The 18,055-nt window shown below is 60.4% G+C and carries 13 protein-coding genes and 1 tRNA gene; all 14 read right to left on the bottom strand.

Going from position 1 to position 18,055, the window contains the following annotated elements:
* Positions 1-141: 141 nt before the first annotated feature.
* Complete coding sequence (locus tag RQ593_RS09200; protein ID WP_311450454.1) at positions 142-1,779, bottom strand: L-lactate permease; 1,638 nt, start codon at positions 1,777-1,779, stop codon at positions 142-144.
* A 576-nt stretch (positions 1,780-2,355) separates the two neighbouring features.
* Positions 2,356-2,429: transfer RNA gene (locus RQ593_RS09195), tRNA-Pro, on the bottom strand.
* Between the two features lie 213 nt (positions 2,430-2,642).
* A complete protein-coding gene (gene der, locus RQ593_RS09190) occupies positions 2,643-4,223 on the bottom strand; it encodes a ribosome biogenesis GTPase Der (protein WP_049361980.1) in 1,581 nt (526 codons plus the stop codon).
* 111 nt (positions 4,224-4,334) lie between these two features.
* Entirely contained in the window at positions 4,335-5,027 is a 693-nt protein-coding gene (cmk, locus tag RQ593_RS09185; RefSeq protein WP_070690017.1) for a (d)CMP kinase, read from the bottom strand.
* 54 nt (positions 5,028-5,081) lie between these two features.
* Entirely contained in the window at positions 5,082-6,251 is a 1,170-nt protein-coding gene (locus tag RQ593_RS09180; protein WP_311450453.1) for a prephenate dehydrogenase, read from the bottom strand.
* Positions 6,252-6,269: 18 nt separating this feature from the next.
* Positions 6,270-7,430, bottom strand: a complete 1,161-nt coding sequence (locus RQ593_RS09175) for a pseudouridine synthase (RefSeq protein ID WP_070830401.1) — start codon at positions 7,428-7,430, stop codon at positions 6,270-6,272.
* 81 nt (positions 7,431-7,511) lie between these two features.
* Positions 7,512-8,528: an SMC-Scp complex subunit ScpB gene (gene scpB / locus RQ593_RS09170; protein WP_311450452.1), complete on the bottom strand. Its 1,017-nt coding sequence runs from the start codon at positions 8,526-8,528 to the stop codon at positions 7,512-7,514.
* Entirely contained in the window at positions 8,521-9,510 is a 990-nt protein-coding gene (locus tag RQ593_RS09165; protein ID WP_311450451.1) for a ScpA family protein, read from the bottom strand. The genes scpB and RQ593_RS09165 overlap by 8 nt, the downstream gene beginning before the upstream one ends.
* A gap of 192 nt (positions 9,511-9,702) precedes the next feature.
* Positions 9,703-10,563, bottom strand: a complete 861-nt coding sequence (locus RQ593_RS09160; RefSeq protein ID WP_005506637.1) for a ParA family protein — start codon at positions 10,561-10,563, stop codon at positions 9,703-9,705.
* A gap of 94 nt (positions 10,564-10,657) precedes the next feature.
* Positions 10,658-11,992 carry a tyrosine recombinase gene (locus RQ593_RS09155; RefSeq protein ID WP_311450450.1) on the bottom strand — a complete coding sequence of 445 codons (1,335 nt, stop codon included), beginning with the start codon at positions 11,990-11,992 and terminating at the stop codon, positions 10,658-10,660.
* A 92-nt stretch (positions 11,993-12,084) separates the two neighbouring features.
* Entirely contained in the window at positions 12,085-12,759 is a 675-nt protein-coding gene (locus tag RQ593_RS09150) for an NUDIX hydrolase (RefSeq protein WP_049353031.1), read from the bottom strand.
* A 145-nt stretch (positions 12,760-12,904) separates the two neighbouring features.
* A complete protein-coding gene (locus RQ593_RS09145; protein ID WP_070642023.1) occupies positions 12,905-14,599 on the bottom strand; it encodes a CTP synthase in 1,695 nt (564 codons plus the stop codon).
* Positions 14,600-14,939: 340 nt separating this feature from the next.
* Positions 14,940-16,658 carry a DNA repair protein RecN gene (gene recN, locus RQ593_RS09140; protein WP_311450449.1) on the bottom strand — a complete coding sequence of 573 codons (1,719 nt, stop codon included), beginning with the start codon at positions 16,656-16,658 and terminating at the stop codon, positions 14,940-14,942.
* A 19-nt stretch (positions 16,659-16,677) separates the two neighbouring features.
* The gene (locus RQ593_RS09135; protein WP_141752965.1) at positions 16,678-17,715 is read right to left on the bottom strand and encodes an NAD kinase; all 1,038 of its coding nucleotides are present in this window, start codon (positions 17,713-17,715) and stop codon (positions 16,678-16,680) included.
* Positions 17,716-18,055 lie beyond the last annotated feature (340 nt).

Genomic DNA, 18,055 nt, shown 5'->3' with positions numbered 1-18,055 from the left:
CCTCCCGTTTCTTGGACTTTAGTTTTGATGTCCAAGAAACGGGAGGCAGTTCATCACGTAGAAGGGGGCTTTCGCTAAACCGTGTTGCGGACACCTTGCCTTCAGAGAAGGTAGGTTACACGCATCGGGGTTTCACGCTGTTTAGGCAACGACCAGAGACAGCACGTAAACCCAAACACAGGTGACAACCAGCAGAGCTGCACTGTACTTGATCGCCATGGAGGTAATCTTCGATTCCTCACCGGAGCTGTTCACAGCAGCGGCTGCAATTGCGATGGACTGCGGGGAAACAATCTTCGCCATCACACCACCGGCGGTGTTAGATGCAACCAGCAGGGTCTGGCTGACGCCAATCTGCTGTGCGGTGGTAGCCTGCAGGCCTGCGAAGAGGATGTTGTTGTTCACCACGGAGCCAGTCACGAACACGCCAATCCAACCGATAATCGGGGACAGCAGCGGGAAGATTGCGCCCACAGCGGCAACAGCCAATGCGATGGAGGTAATCATACCCGCGTAGTTCATGACGTTAGCAACGGACATGACCAAGCAGATCATGATGATCGGGGTCTGCAGCTGCTTCCAGGTTGCGCCGAGTTCCTCGATAGCCTCGCCCCAGCTGATGGAGGAGGTCAGGATGGTGATGATTGCAGCCACCAGAATTGCGGTACCGGAAGCACCAAGGATGTTCCAGGTGAAGGCCACGTCGATAGGCTTGGGGGTTGCAACGATCGGCGCTGCCTGCTGGATGCTCTGGTGCAGACCCGGGATGTTGAAGGTGATGTTGCTGAAGGCGAGCAGACCGTTCTTAGCGAAGAGCGGCTTCATCGCGGTGGACCAGAGCAGGATCACGACGGACAGGTAGACGAAGGGGCTCCACGCCTTGAGAATCTCGCCGCCGGTGTGCTTGACGCTCTGCTGAGCCTGAACTTCTTCCAGGGAGGGAGCGGTGGGCTCGCGGAAGATGTGCTTGGGCTGCCACTTCTGCATGATGAGTGCCAGGGCGACCAGGGAGAGCAGCGGCGGGATGATGTCGACGAGCTCGGGGTTACCGAGGCCTGCGAGCAGAGCGGACTGGCCGCCGGAGTAGATTAGACCAACGATCAGCGCTACCAGACCGACTTCGCGGATACCGCGGATGCCGTCCTGAATAGCAACGAGCAGTACGGGGATGAGAGCTGCGATAATCTGGAGCACCAGAACCAGCTCGGTGGACAGGCCGTGCAGGTCCACGCCACCGCGGGTTGCTGCGGTGGTCACGGGAATACCGATTGCGCCGTACGCACCGGAGCTCACGTTAGCGATCAGTGCGAACATTGCGGCCTTGAGCGGATTGAAGCCCAGGGACACGAGCAGTGCAGCACAGATAGCAATCGGAATACCGAAGCCTGCAGCACCTTCAAGGAAGCCGCCGAAGCAGAATGCAATCAGCAGCATCTGGACGCGCTGGTCGGTAGAGATGGAGGAGATGGAGGAGCGAACGATTTCGAAACCGCCGGAACGCACGGAAATGCGGTAGAGCCACACTGCCATGAGGACAATCCAGCCGATGGGCCACATGCCCGAGAGGAAACCGTAGAGGATGGAGCCTGCACCTGCGGTGACGGGCATGCCGAAGATAGCGCAACCGATAACGAGTGCGAGCGCCAGGGAGATGACGGCAGATTTAATACCGCTGAGCTTCAGGACGGTGAGGCCCAGAAGGAAGAAAATAATCGGGACTGCTGCCACGAGTGCGGAGAGTGCGCTCGAGTTCAGCGGGTCGTAGACTTGCTGCCACATAATGTACTGTGTTCCTTTCCGCGTCCATATAGAACGGGATCGAGTTGTGTCGTAAAGCCATCCCAATGGTGCGCGTGGCGGTGTGTGTGCCGTATGCATCAGGCGTGCATCCCGTTGCTTTGTGCGGTGGGGAGGCTACCCCGCGGGGATATTTGCCTTTGCTTGGGTTCGTGTTGGTTTTACGACTATGAAATTTAGTGTCGATGAAGCCGTGTTCTAGTCATAGAAACCTAATTAATCCTTGATTTGTCAAGGAAAAATCAGTATCGAAGTTGGAGTTTCTGGTTCCTAAAACGCGGTTCCTTGTTTACCAATGTACCACCCGTCACCCACAAAATCGGGCATATTCCAACATTTAGATTGAAGCTCATAATTGCACACTAACCTAAAGGTGCCGCTGTTCGAACGTCCAAACGCCGCTCTCCCCCGCTATTTCAAGGGAAAAGGCGCCCTGCACCTTCGCATCCCCGCCAGCACGCGCACCACAGCGCTATTCCATCCGCGTCGTAAAACGCAACAAACCCCTCAGAACGCACAAAAAAGCTCCGGAAGGAAAACCTTCCGGAGCTTTATCTGTCGGGTTGACAGGATTTGAACCTGCGACCCCTTGACCCCCAGTCAAGTGCGCTACCAAGCTGCGCCACAACCCGATTCGTTATTCACGATATTGTTTTCGAGGTTTCCCCCGAACACTCGAATAACTATACCGGGGTTTTAACCCCCACGCAAGCCAGATTCAGCATTTTTAGAAAAAATCTTAAAAATCTTTTCCTCACAGATTTTCCGTACAGATTTGCCGTGCAGAATCCAGCACGCGGGGGTCAGCCCCAGCACCACAGCTTCAAAGCAGGCACACCCCGCTATTAGCGGCGGCCGCCCTTACCCTTCTTAGCCTTCGCGCTCTGACGCTCACCCAGGGAGCGGCGCTCACGCACACGCATCGAAATCTCAATCGGGGTACCCGTGAAATCAAAAGTCTCACGCAGGCGACGCATAATGAAGCGGCGGTAACCCGGATCAAGGAAGCCGGTGGTAAACAGCACGAACTTCGGCGGGCGCGAAGACACCTGAGTACCGAAGAGAATACGCGGCTGCTTACCGCCACGCAGCGGGTGCGGATGCGCAGCCACAATCTCACCCAGGAACGCGTTCAGGCGGCCGGTCGGAATACGCGAATCCCACGACTCCAGCGAGTGCTCCAGGGCGGGCACCAGCTTGTCCTTGTGCCAGCCGGTCTTCGCCGAAATGTTCACACGAGGAGCCCACTGCACGTGCGCCAGGTCGCGCTCAATCTCGCGCTCGAGCATGTAGCGGCGATCCTCATCGAGGGTGTCCCACTTATTGAACGCCAGGACCATCGCACGACCCGAATCAATCACGGTCTGCACGATGCGCACATCCTGCTCAGAGATCGGCTCGGAAACATCCAGCAGCACCACGGCAACCTCAGAACGCTCCAGGGCAGTCTGGGTACGCAGCGAAGAGTAGAACTCCGCGCCCTTAGCCATGTGCTGGCGGCGGCGAATGCCCGCGGTATCCACGAAACGCCAGGGGTAGCCGCCCAGCTCAATAATCTCGTCAATCGGGTCACGAGTCGTACCAGCCAGGTCGTTCACCACGGCACGCTCAGAACCAGCCAGCTTGTTCAGCAGCGAAGACTTACCCACGTTCGGGCGACCCACCAGAGCCACACGACGCGGGCCGCCCAGCGCCTCCGGCTGAGCGAACTGCGAGTGCTCCGGCATGACCTCAAGGATCTCGTCCAGGGCATCCGCCAGGCCGCGGCCGTGCAGACCCGACACCGGGAACGGCTGGCCCATACCCAGCGACCAGAGGTTATAAATCTCCGGCTCCAGGTGAGCGTCATCAATCTTGTTAGCAATCAGAATGATCGGCTTCTTCACGCGGCGCAGCATACGCACAATCTGCTCGTCCGAAGCGGTCACGCCCACGCGGGCGTCAACTACCAGGACCACCACATCGGCCTGCTCCACAGCAATCTCAGCCTGCTCAGCAACCTGAGCATCAATACCGCGAGCGTCAGACTCCCAACCACCGGTATCAACCAGGGTGAAGCTCTTACCCAGCCACTCAGCCTTGTAGGACACGCGGTCACGAGTCACACCCGGCTTATCCTCAACCACCGCTTCACGGCGGCCCAGAATACGGTTAATGATGGTGGACTTACCCACGTTCGGGCGGCCAACAATCGCCACTACCGGATCAGCGAGCTGCTCTTCCTCTTCCTCAATGTCAAAGCCCCAAGCACCCAGCAGGGCGCGGTCCTCTTCATCCAGGTCGTAGTCCTCAAGGCCCTCAAGCAGAGCCTGAGCACGCTGGTCAGCGGTCTCATCATCAATCTCAGCGAGGCGCTCGGTAACGTCGTCCTCGCCACCGCCCAGGTACTTCTCTTCGTAATCGTCGCGGATAGCGTCCTCAGCCATGCGCATTCCTTTCTCTACCCGCCCCCGCGCCCAACCAAATAGTCGGCACGCGAGCGCGGCTCAACGTCTTATCGGGAGCGGATGCACCACTCCCCCAGCGTTCGGCGGGGCCTAGCCCGCGCGCTTCGCCTTCAACTGGTCATTCACAGCGTTAATCACTGCAGAGACCGTCGCATTAAAATCAAGATCCGAGCTGTCCACCAGGGTCACGCCCTCGGCAGCTTCCATAAAGTTATTGACCTTCGAGTCCTTTGCATCACGCTCAGCGATCTGCTTGCTCAAATCACCCGAAGCGCCCGACTTCTCGGAGTTCTCCAGGCCGCGGCGCGCCATGCGCACCTCTTCAGAAGCAGTCAGCAGGATGCGCGCGTCAGCATCGGGGGCGACCACGGTGGTGATGTCGCGGCCCTCAGCGACCATGCCGTTAATAGCGTGGTCAATCATCCAACGCTGCAGGCCAATCAGGTGCTCACGAACCGCCGGAACCGAAGCCACAGCAGACACAGCCGAAGAAATGCGCTCGCTACGAATCTCCTCACGGATATCGGCCGAGCCCATCAGAATCTCTTCTTCCTTAATGTTCGTACCGAACACCAGGGGCATCTCCTCGACAGCCTTCGCAATCGCCTCAGCGTCGTTCAGGTCAATGCCAAGTTCCAGCACACGGTAGGTTGCGGCACGGTACATTGCACCGGTGTCCAGGTACGCCAGACCAAAGTGGCGTGCAACTTCCTTAGACACAGACGACTTACCGGAACCGGAGGGACCGTCAATAGCAATCGTCAGTTTAGGGTTCTCGTGCATCAGCACTCCTTAAAATTCGTCTCAAACTTTATGCCGGAAAATACAGCTTTAACTCTACTTCACAACACGCCAACCGCGAGCCGACAAATCGCGGACCAGCGCCTCATGAATAGACGGATTGACCGAGATTTCAGCCATACCCACCGGGGCACCCGTCGAGTGCTCCAGACGCAAATCCTCAAGGTTCGCGCCCAGCTCACCAATCTCGGCAAGCAAACGAGCCAGCGTGCCGGGGGTGTCGTCCACCAGCACCGTCATCTTTGCGAACGCGGCGGGGGCAGTACCGTGCTTACCCGGAATACGGCTCACGCCCGCGTTGCCTTCGCTCATCAGCTGCGCCAAATCCAGGCGAGCGCCGGATGCCGTCGGGTTCTCCAGCGTCGCGATGAGGCGGTTCAGGTCATCACGCACCCCGTAGAGGGTCTTCACAATCGGGTCAGCGTTCGCCGCAAAAATCTGTACCCACAGCGTCGGGTCCGAAGCCGCAATACGCACCGTATCGCGCAGGCCCTGACCCGCCAGGGACAGCGCGTACAGCGGAGTGTCCTGCAGACGCGAAGCCAACAGCGAGCTCATCGCCTGCGGCACATGCGAAATCAGAGCAACCGTCTGATCATGCTCCTCAACGCTCAGAGACGTCACAATCGCACCCAGCTCAACCGCCACAGAACGCACCAGACGCACGCACTCCGGGCGAACCGAATCGTGCTCGCAGATAATCCACGGACGCGCCTGAAACAACTCACCGCGAGCAGCCACCGGGCCCGACTTCTCACGCCCAGCCATCGGATGCGAACCCACGTAACGGGACGCATCCGCACCCGAGGCAAGCACATCAGCCAGCGGCTGCACCTTCACCGAGGCAACATCCGTCACCACGGCACCGGGGTAGCCCGCCTCCGGTCGAGGCGCGTAGGTGTTCAACGCGCGAGCGCACACGGCACCGGCACTATCCGGAGGCGCAGCCACCACCACCAGCTGCGGGGCGAACGCGGCGCGCTCCTGCTCCGACAGGGCGGAGAAGCTTGTACCTGCACCAATATCCTGCGCCACAGCCTCGGCGGTGGGTGAAATATCTTGGACGTACACGTCCTCGCATCCTGCCGCACGCAACCCCAAACCAATGGAGGCACCCAGCAGACCCGAGCCGATAATGAGCACCGGCCCGGTCAGCGTTGAGTCGATGGGCAGCTCAGATGCAGAAAGCTCAGCGGGCGAGCTCATGACAACTCCTTAGCGTTATTACATGTCCACCGAAGCGAGCAGGTGACCGATCTCGACCTTGGAGAGGTTACGGACGGTACCCTGCTTCTGCGAACCAATACGGATCGGGCCCATTTCAACGCGGACCAGGCGCTCAACCGGGTAGCCGACGGCGTCGAAGAGGCGGCGCACGATGCGGTTCTTACCGGAGTGGATGGTCACCTCAACGAGCACGTGGCCGGGGGTGGAGTCCACCAGCTTGAACTCGTCAACGCGGGTCACGCCGTCTTCCAGGCGAATGCCCTTCTTCATGGCTGCGCCGACGCCGGGCTCCATCGGGCCGGGAACCTGCACCAGGTAGGTCTTGGGCACCTCGTAGGAGGGGTGGGTGAGGCGGTTCGCCAGTTCACCGTCGTTGGTCAGCAGCAGCAGACCCTCAGTTTCGACGTCCAGGCGGCCCACGTGGAACACGCGCTCGCTCATGGAGGAACGCAGGAAGTCAGAGATGCAGGGGCGACCTTCGGGATCTTCCATGGTGGAGACCACGCCGGCGGGCTTGTTGAATGCCATGTAGACGAGCTTGTCGTTGGTCTGAACGGTCATGCCGTCCACCTGCACGGTCACCTTGGAGGGGTCCACGCGCACGCCCAGCTCGGTCACGACTTCACCGTTGACGGTGACGCGGCCTTCGGTAATCATTTCTTCGCAGACACGGCGGGATGCTACACCGGCCTGAGCCAGCAGCTTCTGCAGGCGCACGCCGTCGTGGTCATAGAACTCATAGTGGTCTACCGGGGCGTTGCGGGGGCGGCGGGGGCGGTGCGGGCCAGCGTAGTTGCTGACGCGGTATTCGCCGCGCTCGTTTGCGAAGGCTTCACCGGAGCGGTAGGGGCGGCCCGGTGCGCGGCGTTCGCGCTTGGGCAGTTCGGTGCCGCGGCCTCGGCCGGAACCTGCGCGGCCTGCGCCGAACTTCTTCTCGCCAAACTTCTTGTCACCGAACTTCTTCTCGCCGAAGCCCTTTGCGCCGCCCTTGCCTGCGCCACTCTTCGGTGCGCCGGGACGACCGCCGCGTGCGGATGCACCCTTAGCGCCGGGCTTACCGCCCTGACCGGGACGAGTAGCGCCGGGACGGCCACCGCGGGAGTTCTGGGGGCGACCGGATGCAGAGCGGCCGCCGCGGGAGGAGTTTCCATATGCCATGGTGTTCTTCTCTTTTCTGTCGTATAGTGCAAACGTTTCAGGCTTTTCCCGAACGTTCCTTCGTCTTATTGATTCGTTGTCTTAGTCGTTGCCCTCGGCAAGCACTGCGGCTTCCGTGTCATCGGGCAGGAAGGGCGCGAGCGCCGGTAGCTCCTCCAGGGAGTTCAACCCGAGCTTCGCCAGCAGCAGCTCCGTGGTTTCGTAGAGGGTCGCGCCACTTCCGGCTTCTCGACCCGCCTCACGAATCAGCTGCCGTTGGAGCAGCTGACGGATTGCCGCGTCCGCGTTCACGCCTCGAATGGAGGCTACCCTCGCCCTGGTCACCGGCTGCCGGTAAGCAATCACGGCGAGCGTCTCGTAGGCGGGTTTGCTGAGGGTTGCGCTCTTGGAGCGGGTCACGAAGCGTGCCACCCAGGGGGCGAAGTCGTCGCGGGCGTAGAGCTTCCAGCCTCCTGCGATGTTCCGCAACTGGAATCCGCGCGGTTCGGGCGCCACCCGGTTTTCGTCTTCTCCGTAGCCGCTTTCTTCGCCGTTGTACTCGCGGTACAGCTGGTCGAGCGCGTGCTCAACAGCTCGTTCGCTGACGATGAGCGCGGCGGAGAGTTCACGCACGCTCACGGGTGCTTCGGCAACGGCGAGGATTGCTTCGATGGCGCTTTTGACGCCGCCGGGGATTGCCTCGACCTTGGAAAATTCGGCTTCGGCATCGACCGCCACACTGGGTGCGGTGGAGGGGCCTCCCGCAGGAATCTTTACCGGTTTCGTTGCCGGTTCCTTCGACTCGCGGGATGCAGTTTCCTGCGATTCCTCGGAGCTGCCGGAAATGTCGGAACCATCGGAGTCCTCTACCGTTTCAGCGGCTTCAGCCTCCTCAGCTTCTTCGGTCACCTCATCCAGAGGAGCTGCCGCTACCTCGTGCTCAGCCGGCTCAGCTTCCGCCTCAGCAGGCTTTGAAGACTCAGCCTCTACCGCTTCTACCGGCACCGAGTCAGCCTGTTCCGAATCCTCATCTGCGTTCGGATCCCAGTAGCCCATGTTCACGATGGCAAGGTCGTCAGGGGTGAATTCACGGTCAAAGCGTGAGCCGTGATTACTCATAATCCTCCTCTACCGGTCCCGTGTTAGCTTCAGATTCGTTCGCTTCGGGTGATTTAGACGCTTCACTGGTTTCGTGCTGGGTGTCTGTTTCTTCGCGAATCACGAACTGTGCAGCGCTCGCGCTCGCACGTACCCGAATAGCTCCGAGCGGTGCGTCCTGTTCCACGTGCAGGGCACCTTCTTTGTAGAGCTCAAGCAGGGCGAGAAAACGAACCACCGCGATTTCTAGTTCGCCGGATCCTTGAACCAGTTCGGCGAAGCTCAGTTCCCGCGCCGCGGTATCGAGCAGGCTGTGCAGAATGCAGTGTTCTTCAGCCGCGATGGTGGTTAGCGGAACGTGCAGGTGTTCGTTGAGTTCTTCAACGATTTCTTCGGGTTCCGGTTCGGGCTCTTTGGGGGTTCGGCTCAGCGCTGCTGCGGCGATGCGGGCGAACTCTTCGGCGCCTCCGGTGAAGACCAACTCGGGAAGTGCCTGGGCAAATCGTTCTTCGAGGGCTACCGCACGAGGAAAACGCTGTGATTCTTGCGCCCAGCGTTCAGCAAAAATATCGGCGACTTCGCGGTAGGCACGGTATTGCAACAGACGGGCGAAGAGCAGATCGCGCGCCTCCAGCAGTGCAACGTCCTCTTCGAGGGGTTCACGATGCTGCGGGAGCAGGCGTGCGGTTTTGAGTTCCAGCAGGGTTGCGGCGGTGACCAGAAATTCACTGGCTTCGTCGAGTGCGCGTTCGGTGCCTTCAGCGTAGAGGGCGTGCAGGTATGCGAGGAACTCGTCGGTAACCTCTGCGAGCGCCACCTCGGTAATGTCGAGTTTGCGGCGCGAAATCAGGGTCAGTAGAAGGTCAAAGGGACCCTCAAAATTACTGAGGGTGAGGGTGAAACCGCGTTCCGGGTTCTGCAGGCCGCGGCCCTCAGTCCGGGCGTTTGCGGCGGTGTCTGCGTTCGGTGTCGGTACCCTCACGGCAGCGACGTTCGTGGTCATAAACGACCTATTCTCCTTAGGTTTATTCTCCCCGGCTTTGTTGGTGCCGTCTCAGATGCGGCTTTTACTTCGCCTATTTTTTCGGCGTAAGCAGTGTGCGGGGTATTTAGAATCCACACAATTATACGCCCTCTGCCGGTGTGACTCAAGGGTGAGAGTCACCTCAGCAGAGGGCGTATAGGTGTGGGGGCTTTAGCGTGCGCCGCCCTTGTAGATCAGTTCGCGTGCCACCTGGCGGTATGCTTCCGCACCGGGGTGGCTGGAGGCGTAGCTGAGAATCGGCTCAGCGGACACCGATGCGTCCGGGAACTTCACGGTGCGCTTGATGACGGTGTCGAAGACCTTGTCGCCGAATGCGTCAACGATGCGTGCCAGAACTTCCTTGGAATGGATGGTGCGCGCATCGAACATGGTGGCAAGTACGCCGGAGATTTCGAGGTCGGGGTTCAGGCGATCCTGAACCTTCTCGATGGAGTCGACCAGCAGTGCGACGGCGCGCAGCGCGAAGAACTCACAAATCAGCGGAATGATGACGCCTTCGGAGGCGGTCAGTGCGTTGACGGTCAGCAGGCCCAGGGAGGGCTGGCAGTCGATGAGGATGACGTCGTATTCGTCGCGGACCTTGCGCAGTGCCGAGGCGAGAACCTGCTCGCGAGCCACTTCGTTGACCAGCTGAACTTCAGCTGCGGAGAGGTCAATGTTGGCGGGCAGCAGGTCAATGTTCTCCACACCGGTAGGCAGGATGACGTCCTTGATATCGACCTTGCGGTCCATCATGACGTTGTAGACGGTCAGGTCCAGTTCGTGCGGGTTCGCACCGAAACCGGCGGAGAGAGCACCCTGCGGGTCGAAGTCGACCAGCAACACCTTACGGCCACATTCTGCCAGTGCCGCGCCCAGGTTAATGGTGGAGGTGGTCTTACCCACGCCGCCCTTCTGATTCACCATAGAGATAATGCGGGCGGGACCGTGGCTGCTCAGCGGAGCCGGGTCGGGGTATACGCGCAGGGGTCGACCGGTGGGGCCGAGTTCTTGAGCCTGAGCTTCAGTCAATGGTTCACCTTCATCAATGAATTGGAAGTTTTAAAGTTTAAGCGTTGTCTATAAGGTTACCTCAAGAGCGGCTGTTCCGCGGATTGACGGGGTTTTATCCCCGTTCGTGAGCACGCGGATGCGCCATGCGGTACACCTCCATGAGCCCCTCAGGCGTGACCTTGGTGTACACCTGTGTGGTGGCGATGGAGGCGTGCCCGAGCAGTTCTTGCACCACGCGAATATCGGCTCCGCCCTGCAGCAGGTGCGTTGCGAAGCTGTGGCGCATGGAGTGCGGCGAGAAGTCGGAGCTGAGCCCGGCGGCTTCGGCGGCTTCCTTGAGGATGAGCCAGGCGCCTTGGCGTCCGAGTCTGCCGCCTCGTCCGTTGACGAAGAGCGCGGCGGTGCCTTTACCGTGCGCTACAAGGGAGGGGCGGGCACGCACCAGGTAGTCTTGGATTGCTTTTTGGGCGTAGCTTCCGATGGGTACGAGCCGTTCTTTGTTTCCTTTGCCGAAGAGTCGAACGTAGCCGGGCAGAGTAATCTGGTTGCCGTCTTCATCGGTGAGGGTTCCCTCGAAGTGCACGTCGTCAATATCGGCATTGAGCATTTCGCTCACGCGCGCGCCGGTGGCGTAGAGGAATTCGAGGATGGCTCGGTTGCGTAGCCCGGTGGCGGTTTCGCGGTCGGGTACGGCGAGTAGCCGCTGGATGTCTTCTACGCTGACTGCTTTGGGTAGGCGTTTAACGTTCTTGGGCGGGGTGACCGGTGCCGCCGGGTCGGTGGGCACGATGAGCGCGGAGACCCAGAAGGCGTGTGCTCCGCGGACTGCCGCCATGGTGCGGGCGATGGAGTTCGGGCCCAGCGGCAGGGGCAGACTCGGCGCCCCTTCAGCGGTTGGCGCTTCTTTTTCTGGCGCCCCGGCTTTCTCCGACTGCCCGGCACGGCCTTTTCCAGTGCGCCCGTTTCCAGTACCTCGCCCCGATTCGGAGGCGATCATCAGTGCCAGCGATTCTGCGGCTTCTTCCTGCGCTTCCTGAGATTCCTGCGCGTTCTGGTTGTGTTTCTCCCCCGCTTCGAATCCGGCAAGGGGCACGGTGGGGGCGGCGAGTTCCCGCATGAAGGAGCGTACCTGCGCGGTGGTGATGCGTTCGGGGTCGATGACGCCGAGGGTCGCCATGTAGGCGCTGTATCGTCGCAAATCGCGCGCGTAGGAGGCGATGGTGTGCTCGCTGCTTCCTCGCTCCACGCGCAGGTGGATGAGGTACTGGTCAACGGCTTTCTGGAGCGGGGTCTGTGCCTCCTGGTGGGAAGCACCCAGGGCAGAAGAACCCCTACTAGAAGAACCCAGGGCAGAAGAACCCAGCACGGAGGAACCGGCAGAAGAGGGCACACCGAGCAGACCCGCGCCGCGGGGCGCCTTACTCGCCGTGCTTTTTGCCTGCTTCACGCTATCTCCTCTGTCGGTTCTGTTTGATGTTTGGGCCTCTTGATATTTGGTTTGCCGTAGGCTGGGCTACTCCCCCACTCTACGTTCCGTTCTTAGTGGTTGCGGAAGTTCTCCGGCTTTTCGCGGCGCTGCCCCATGTAGGGGTGGAACTCCCAGCCGCCCTCGGCGGGGCGCAGGCCTTCAAAGTTGTTCTGCGCCGCCGCGTAGGTGGCGAGTACCGCCTGGATAGCGAGCGCGTTGTGAACCTTTCCGCCCAGTACCAGCTGTGCTGCCTCGGCGAGGGGCACCCAGCGGTAGGTCATTTCTGCTTCTTCGTCGGTGCGTTCGCTGCGTTCTTCGGCGGGCAGTTCCGAGAGGTTACGCGCCAGGTAGACGCGGCCTGCTTCGCTGGTTGCGCCGGGGCTGCTGAAGTAGTCGCTCAGTGCGTTCCAGGTTTCTGCCTGCAGGTCTGCCTCTTCGGCGAGTTCGCGCTGCGCGGCGACCAGGGGGTCTTCACCGTCGATGTCGAGCAGTCCGGCAGGTACTTCCCAGAGGTTCATGCGCACCGGGTGGCGGTACTGGTTGAGCATCAGCAGTTCGTTGTTGTCGTTGAGGACCGCCACGGCGACGGCGCCGGGCATTTCCACGACGTCGCGGGTCAGCACGGTGTTTTCGTTGAGTTCGTACTCTTCAACGGTCGTTTCGATTACGTAGCCGCTGTACTTCACGGTGCGGGTGCGGATGGTGCGTTCAGAGGGTGCATCAATAATCTGCTGGTTGTTGCTCATTCTTTCATTGTAGGCGGCTTCTTAGCCCCGCTACGTTTGGCGCGTCAGGTACGGGCACGGAATAAGGCATGTTCAGGTTTAAATGAAAGCATCCCGCTCTCCCCTGCGCGGGGTGAGCGGGATGCTGAACGTTTGTGCCTAGCTGTTAGGCGCCGCGGCGCTCCAGAGCAGCCTTAATCAGGCCGGAGAAGAGCGGGTGCGGGCGGGTCGGACGCGAGCGGTACTCGGGGTGTGCCTGAGTTGCCACGTAGTAGGGGTGTGCCTCTGCGGGCAGTTCCACGTACTCGACCAGCGAGGAGTCCGGGGAGGTACCGGAGATGCGCAGGCCTGCTTCTTCAAGCTGCTCGCGGTACTCGTTGTTCACCTCGTAGCGGTGGCGGTGACGCTCTGCAACCTCGGTTGCACCGTACGCCTTAGCAACCTGAGAGCCGGGAACCAGGTTTGCCTTGTACAGGCCCAGGCGCATGGTGCCGCCCAGGTCGCCTGCACCTTCGACGAACTGCTTCTGCTCTTCGATGGTTGCAATGACCGGTACGGAGGTTTCCGGATCGAACTCGGTGGAGGATGCTTCTGACAGGCCCAGTACGTTGCGTGCGTACTCGATGACCATGGACTGCAGGCCGAGGCAGATACCCAGGGTCGGGATCTTGTGCTCACGTGCGTACTTGAGGGCGCCGATCTTGCCGTCCAGGCCGCGGATGCCGAAGCCGCCGGGCACGAGGATTGCGTCCATGTTGCGCAGCTGGTGGTCTGCATCTTCGTCGGTTGCGCACAGGTCGGCTGCAACCCACTTGATGTTGACCTTCACGTTGTTTGCGAAGCCGCCGGCGCGCAGAGCCTCGGAGACAGACAGGTATGCGTCGGGCAGGTCGATGTACTTACCGACCAGGCCAACGTTGACCTCTGCGGCGGGGCGGTGCACTGCGTCGAGCAGGCGGTCCCACTGGGTGAAGTCCGGTGCGGGAGCCTCAATGCCGAAGTAGTCGAGGATGTAGTCGTCGAGCTTCTGGCTGTGCAAGGTCTTGGGGATGTCGTAGATGCTGGGTGCGTCGGCGCAGGAGATGACTGCGTCGCTGTCCACGTCGCATGCGTTACCGATCTTGGTACGGTGCGATACGGGGACCTCACGCTCACAGCGCAGGATCAGGCCGTCAGGCTGGATGCCCAGGCCGCGCAGTGCTGCGACGGAGTGCTGGGTCGGCTTGGTCTTGAGCTCGCCGGAGGGGCCGATGAAGGGCACCAGGGAGACGTGCAGGAAGAAGACGTTCTTGCGGCCAACATCGCGGCGTACCTGGCGTGCTGCTTCCATGAAGGGCAGGGACTCGATATCGCCGACGGTACCACCGATTTCGGTGATGATGATGTCGGGTGCGTTGTCAATTTCCGCTGCGTGACGCATGCGGGCCTTGATTTCGTCGGTAATGTGAGGGATGACCTGGACGGTGTCACCGAGGTATTCGCCGCGGCGTTCCTTTGCGATGACGGAGGAGTAGACCTGGCCGGTGGTCACGTTAGCGGACTGGTCGAGGTTCTCGTCCAGGAAGCGCTCGTAGTGTCCGATGTCGAGGTCGGTTTCAGCACCGTCGTCGGTGACAAAGACTTCACCGTGCTGGAAGGGGTTCATCGTACCGGGGTCGACGTTCAGGTAGGGGTCGAACTTCTGCATGGTCACAGAGAGGCCACGTGCGCGAAGAAGCTGACCGAGGGAAGAGGCCGACAGGCCCTTACCGAGAGAAGATGCAACGCCGCCGGTCACGAAAATCTGGCGGGTTACCTTGTCGTTAGAGGACGCGTTCAGAGCGTTATTTTTTTCATTCACCACGGAATTTAAGCCTACCATTTTCTTGTCTGCTATCCAAGCAGAGGGTTTTGCCGCGAGATGATTCTCTCAGGCGGCTTTCCCTCCCCTATTTGTCCTTATCACCACTGTAAACGGAGCCGGGGATTTATTATTCCCGCCGCGCCGTGTAGAAGCAGGTGTAGGAGCATTCTCAGAGTATCTCACATCCTCTGGGCTCCATGCGCCGCTGTTGGTCACCTGTACAGGGTGTACCGACAACTTTCCGGGGCACGCTCGCACGCTTCAGACCCTTTGATGGTCTTTAGCGCGAAAGATGCCACCTTTCGGCGCTTTTGCCAGTACTTTCCTCATGCTTTTCCCGGCAAGTTTGCCGTCAGTTTCAGCGCCCCTGCGGCACTTCTCGACCGGCAGCCAGCAGCTCGCGGGCGTGCTCTCGTGCCGATTCTGATTGATCGTGTCCGGAGAGCATTCGCGCCAGCTCCACCACACGTTCCTCCTCGGAAAGTACCTTGACCTTTGAGAGGGACGCGTCATCATTTTTCAGCACGAGGATGTGCTGGTCCGCGAAGGCGGCAACCTGCGGCAGGTGGGTAACCACCAAAACCTGCACGTGTCGGGCGAGCATGGCGAGGCGGCGACCGATTTCGATAGCGGCCTTACCGCCCACGCCGGAGTCCACCTCATCGAAGATGAAGGTGGGTACGGGGTCCACTTCGGCGAGCACTACCTCCAGGGCGAGCATCACGCGGGAGAGCTCACCACCGGAGGCGCCCTTACCGAGCGGGCGCGGCACGGCGGTTCGGTGCGGCGCCAGCATGAAGGTCACGGTGTCGCGGCCGTACACCGAGAACTTTTCTGCTTCGGCAACCTCCACGACCAGGGAGGCGTTCGGCATGGCAAGGGCAGTAAGCTCCTCGCTGACGGCATCCGCAAGTTTCTGCGCGGCGGCACGGCGCAGGGCGGTCAGTTCTTCCGCCTGGGCGCCGAGCACCTTGCGTAGCTGCACCAGCTCAGTTTCCAGGGTTTCCTGTCGCTGCGGGTCGTCCATCAGAGTCTCAAGGCGTGCGCGGGATTCTTCGGCCCATTCGAGAACCTCAGCAATATCGGCACCGTACTTGCGGGTGAGGGTCGCCAGCTGGGCGCGGCGAGTCTGCACCTGCGCCAGACGTTCGGGGCCTTCAACGTCCAGGGAGGCCATGTAGGAGGACAGATCCGAGGAGATATCGGTGGCAAGAATCAGCAGTTCGTTGACGCGCGCGGCGAGGGAGGCAAGCTCTTCGTCAGCGTCTGCCTGCGCCTGTAGCGCGGAGCGGCTTGCATCGAGCAGGCTCATGACGCTCTGCTCGTCGCCGGTAGAGTATTCGCTACCGGCGAGTGCTGCGGAGGCGGTTGCCGAGGCAATGCGTAGCGCTTCAACGTTCATGAGCTTCACCATTTCAGCTTTGAGCTCTTCTTCTTCCCCGGCCTGCGGGTTGACGGCACTGATCTCTTCAAGGGCACCCTGCAGGGTCTGCGCTTCGAGGGCGCGTGCGCGAGAGTTTTCGCGTACTTCCTTCAGCTCTGCGGCGGCGGCGCGGTATCGCTCGTAGTTTTCGCGGTACTTCTCAAGCAGGTTGGCGAGTTCTTCACCGGCGTACAGGTCGAGGGAGTGGCGCTGCTCTGCCGCTGATTTGAGGCGCAGCTGATCGGACTGGCCGTGGACTGCAACAAGAGTCTGACCAATCTGAGACAGGGTTCCAATGGGTGCGGAGCAACCGCCAACGTGCGCGCGGGAGCGCCCCGAGGCGTTGACGGTGCGTGCCAGAAGTAGCTCGGAGGTCTGTTCGTCGATGTCTTCGGTGGTACCGCCGGCTTCTTCGGCAAGCTCGAGGGCGCGGTGCCCGTGGGGCAGACGAATCACTGCTTCGGCAAGGGCGCTCTTGGCGCCGTTGCGCACGCTGGATGCGTCGGATCGGGCGCCCAGGAGCATACCAAGGGCGGTGACGACCATGGTTTTACCTGCGCCGGTTTCACCGGTCAGCACGGAGAATCCGGGTTCGAGGGGGAGCCTCGCATCGGTAATGATGCCGAGGTCTCGAATATGGATTTCCTCAATCACGAACGTTCATTCCTTTTCTTTAGTGCTTCTCGGTGTCCTGCGGGCCGCGCCAGCCACGGATTGGAAGCTCAAATTTACGCACCAGTCGCTCGGAGAAGGGAGCCGGGTGGATACGGGCGAGCAGCACCGACTTTTCGGAGCGTCGCACCTCAATACGGGAGCCGGGGTCCAGCTCTACGGTTCGGCGGCCATCGCACCAGAGCACGCCGGAGGCGCCGTTTCCGGGCATCATTTCTACCGCCAGGGTGGAGGTCGGCGCTGCTACCAGCGGGCGCGCGAAGAGCGCGTGAGCCGAGAGCGGCACCATGAGAATTGCTTCAACTTCGGGCCAGACGACCGGGCCGCCGCCGGAGAAAGCGTAGGCGGTTGAGCCGGTGGGGGTTCCCATGACCACGCCGTCGCAGCCGAAGCTGCTGAGCGGGCGGCAGTCCACCTCGATAATGACTTCAATCATTTTTTCGCGGTTGCCCTTTTCAACACTGGCTTCGTTCAGCGCCCAGTCGCTGTGCACGCGCTTGCCGTCGTTCCAGACTTCCACGTCGATTGCCATGCGTTCTTCAACGGTGTATTCGTTGTTGACGATGCAGCGAACGGTTTCGGTCAGGTCGCTCTCTTCGGATTCGGCGAGGAAGCCGACGTGCCCTAGGTTCACACCGATGAGCGGAACACTGGTTCGGCGCACCATTTCTGCGGCGCGAAGAATCGAACCGTCACCACCGAGCACCACGCCGAGTTCAATATCGATGAGCGCCACGGATTCGTGGACGACCTGCACGGGGACGGGCTCGTCCCAGTTTTCACTCAGGGTCTCCAGATCGGAGCGAGTCATGACGGGCGCGAGTCCCGCTTCGTAGAGCTGGGTGCATGCCTGTCGGGCGGCATCTCGTGCTTCTTTGCGCCCCACGTGGGCGAAGACGAGAATCTTACGGTGACGTTGTTCCACCGAGTCTTCGGAACCATGACGTTCGAAACTGTGGTGTTCGGAACCATGACGCGCACCCGCGGAAGCTTCCTGCGCGGTTGCTTCCTGCGGTGCGTGGCTTTCGTGTTCTGCCATAACGACTCTCTCCCATCGAGGTGTTGAGATCGGGGTGTTGAGATGGTGTATCTACACCTATCATACCGAATATGTTCTCGAAGATTTTCTAAAGAACTATATTTTTAGAAGATTATTTCGAATAATGTACAGCTGGGGTATCTCTAAAATACCTGTAAAAATACCCGTGAATAGCGCGGCAGCCTGAGAAAGCCCCACCCTCAACGCGTCCTGCGTTACCGAGCGGTTTTCTCAGACTGCCAATACCACTATTTATTTTCGGCACTATATTTACTTTCGACATCGTTGAATAGGGAGTTGTAAAAAAGTTCCCTTAGCCTGCACAACAAGATAATTTCGA

Origin of the sequence: uncultured Rothia sp. (genome assembly GCF_963507905.1) — a bacterium.
In the GTDB taxonomy this organism is placed as follows: Bacteria; Actinomycetota; Actinomycetes; order Actinomycetales; family Micrococcaceae; genus Rothia.
Note: the sequence above shows the minus strand (reverse complement) of the source record. Positions and strands in the feature narration are given on the sequence as shown.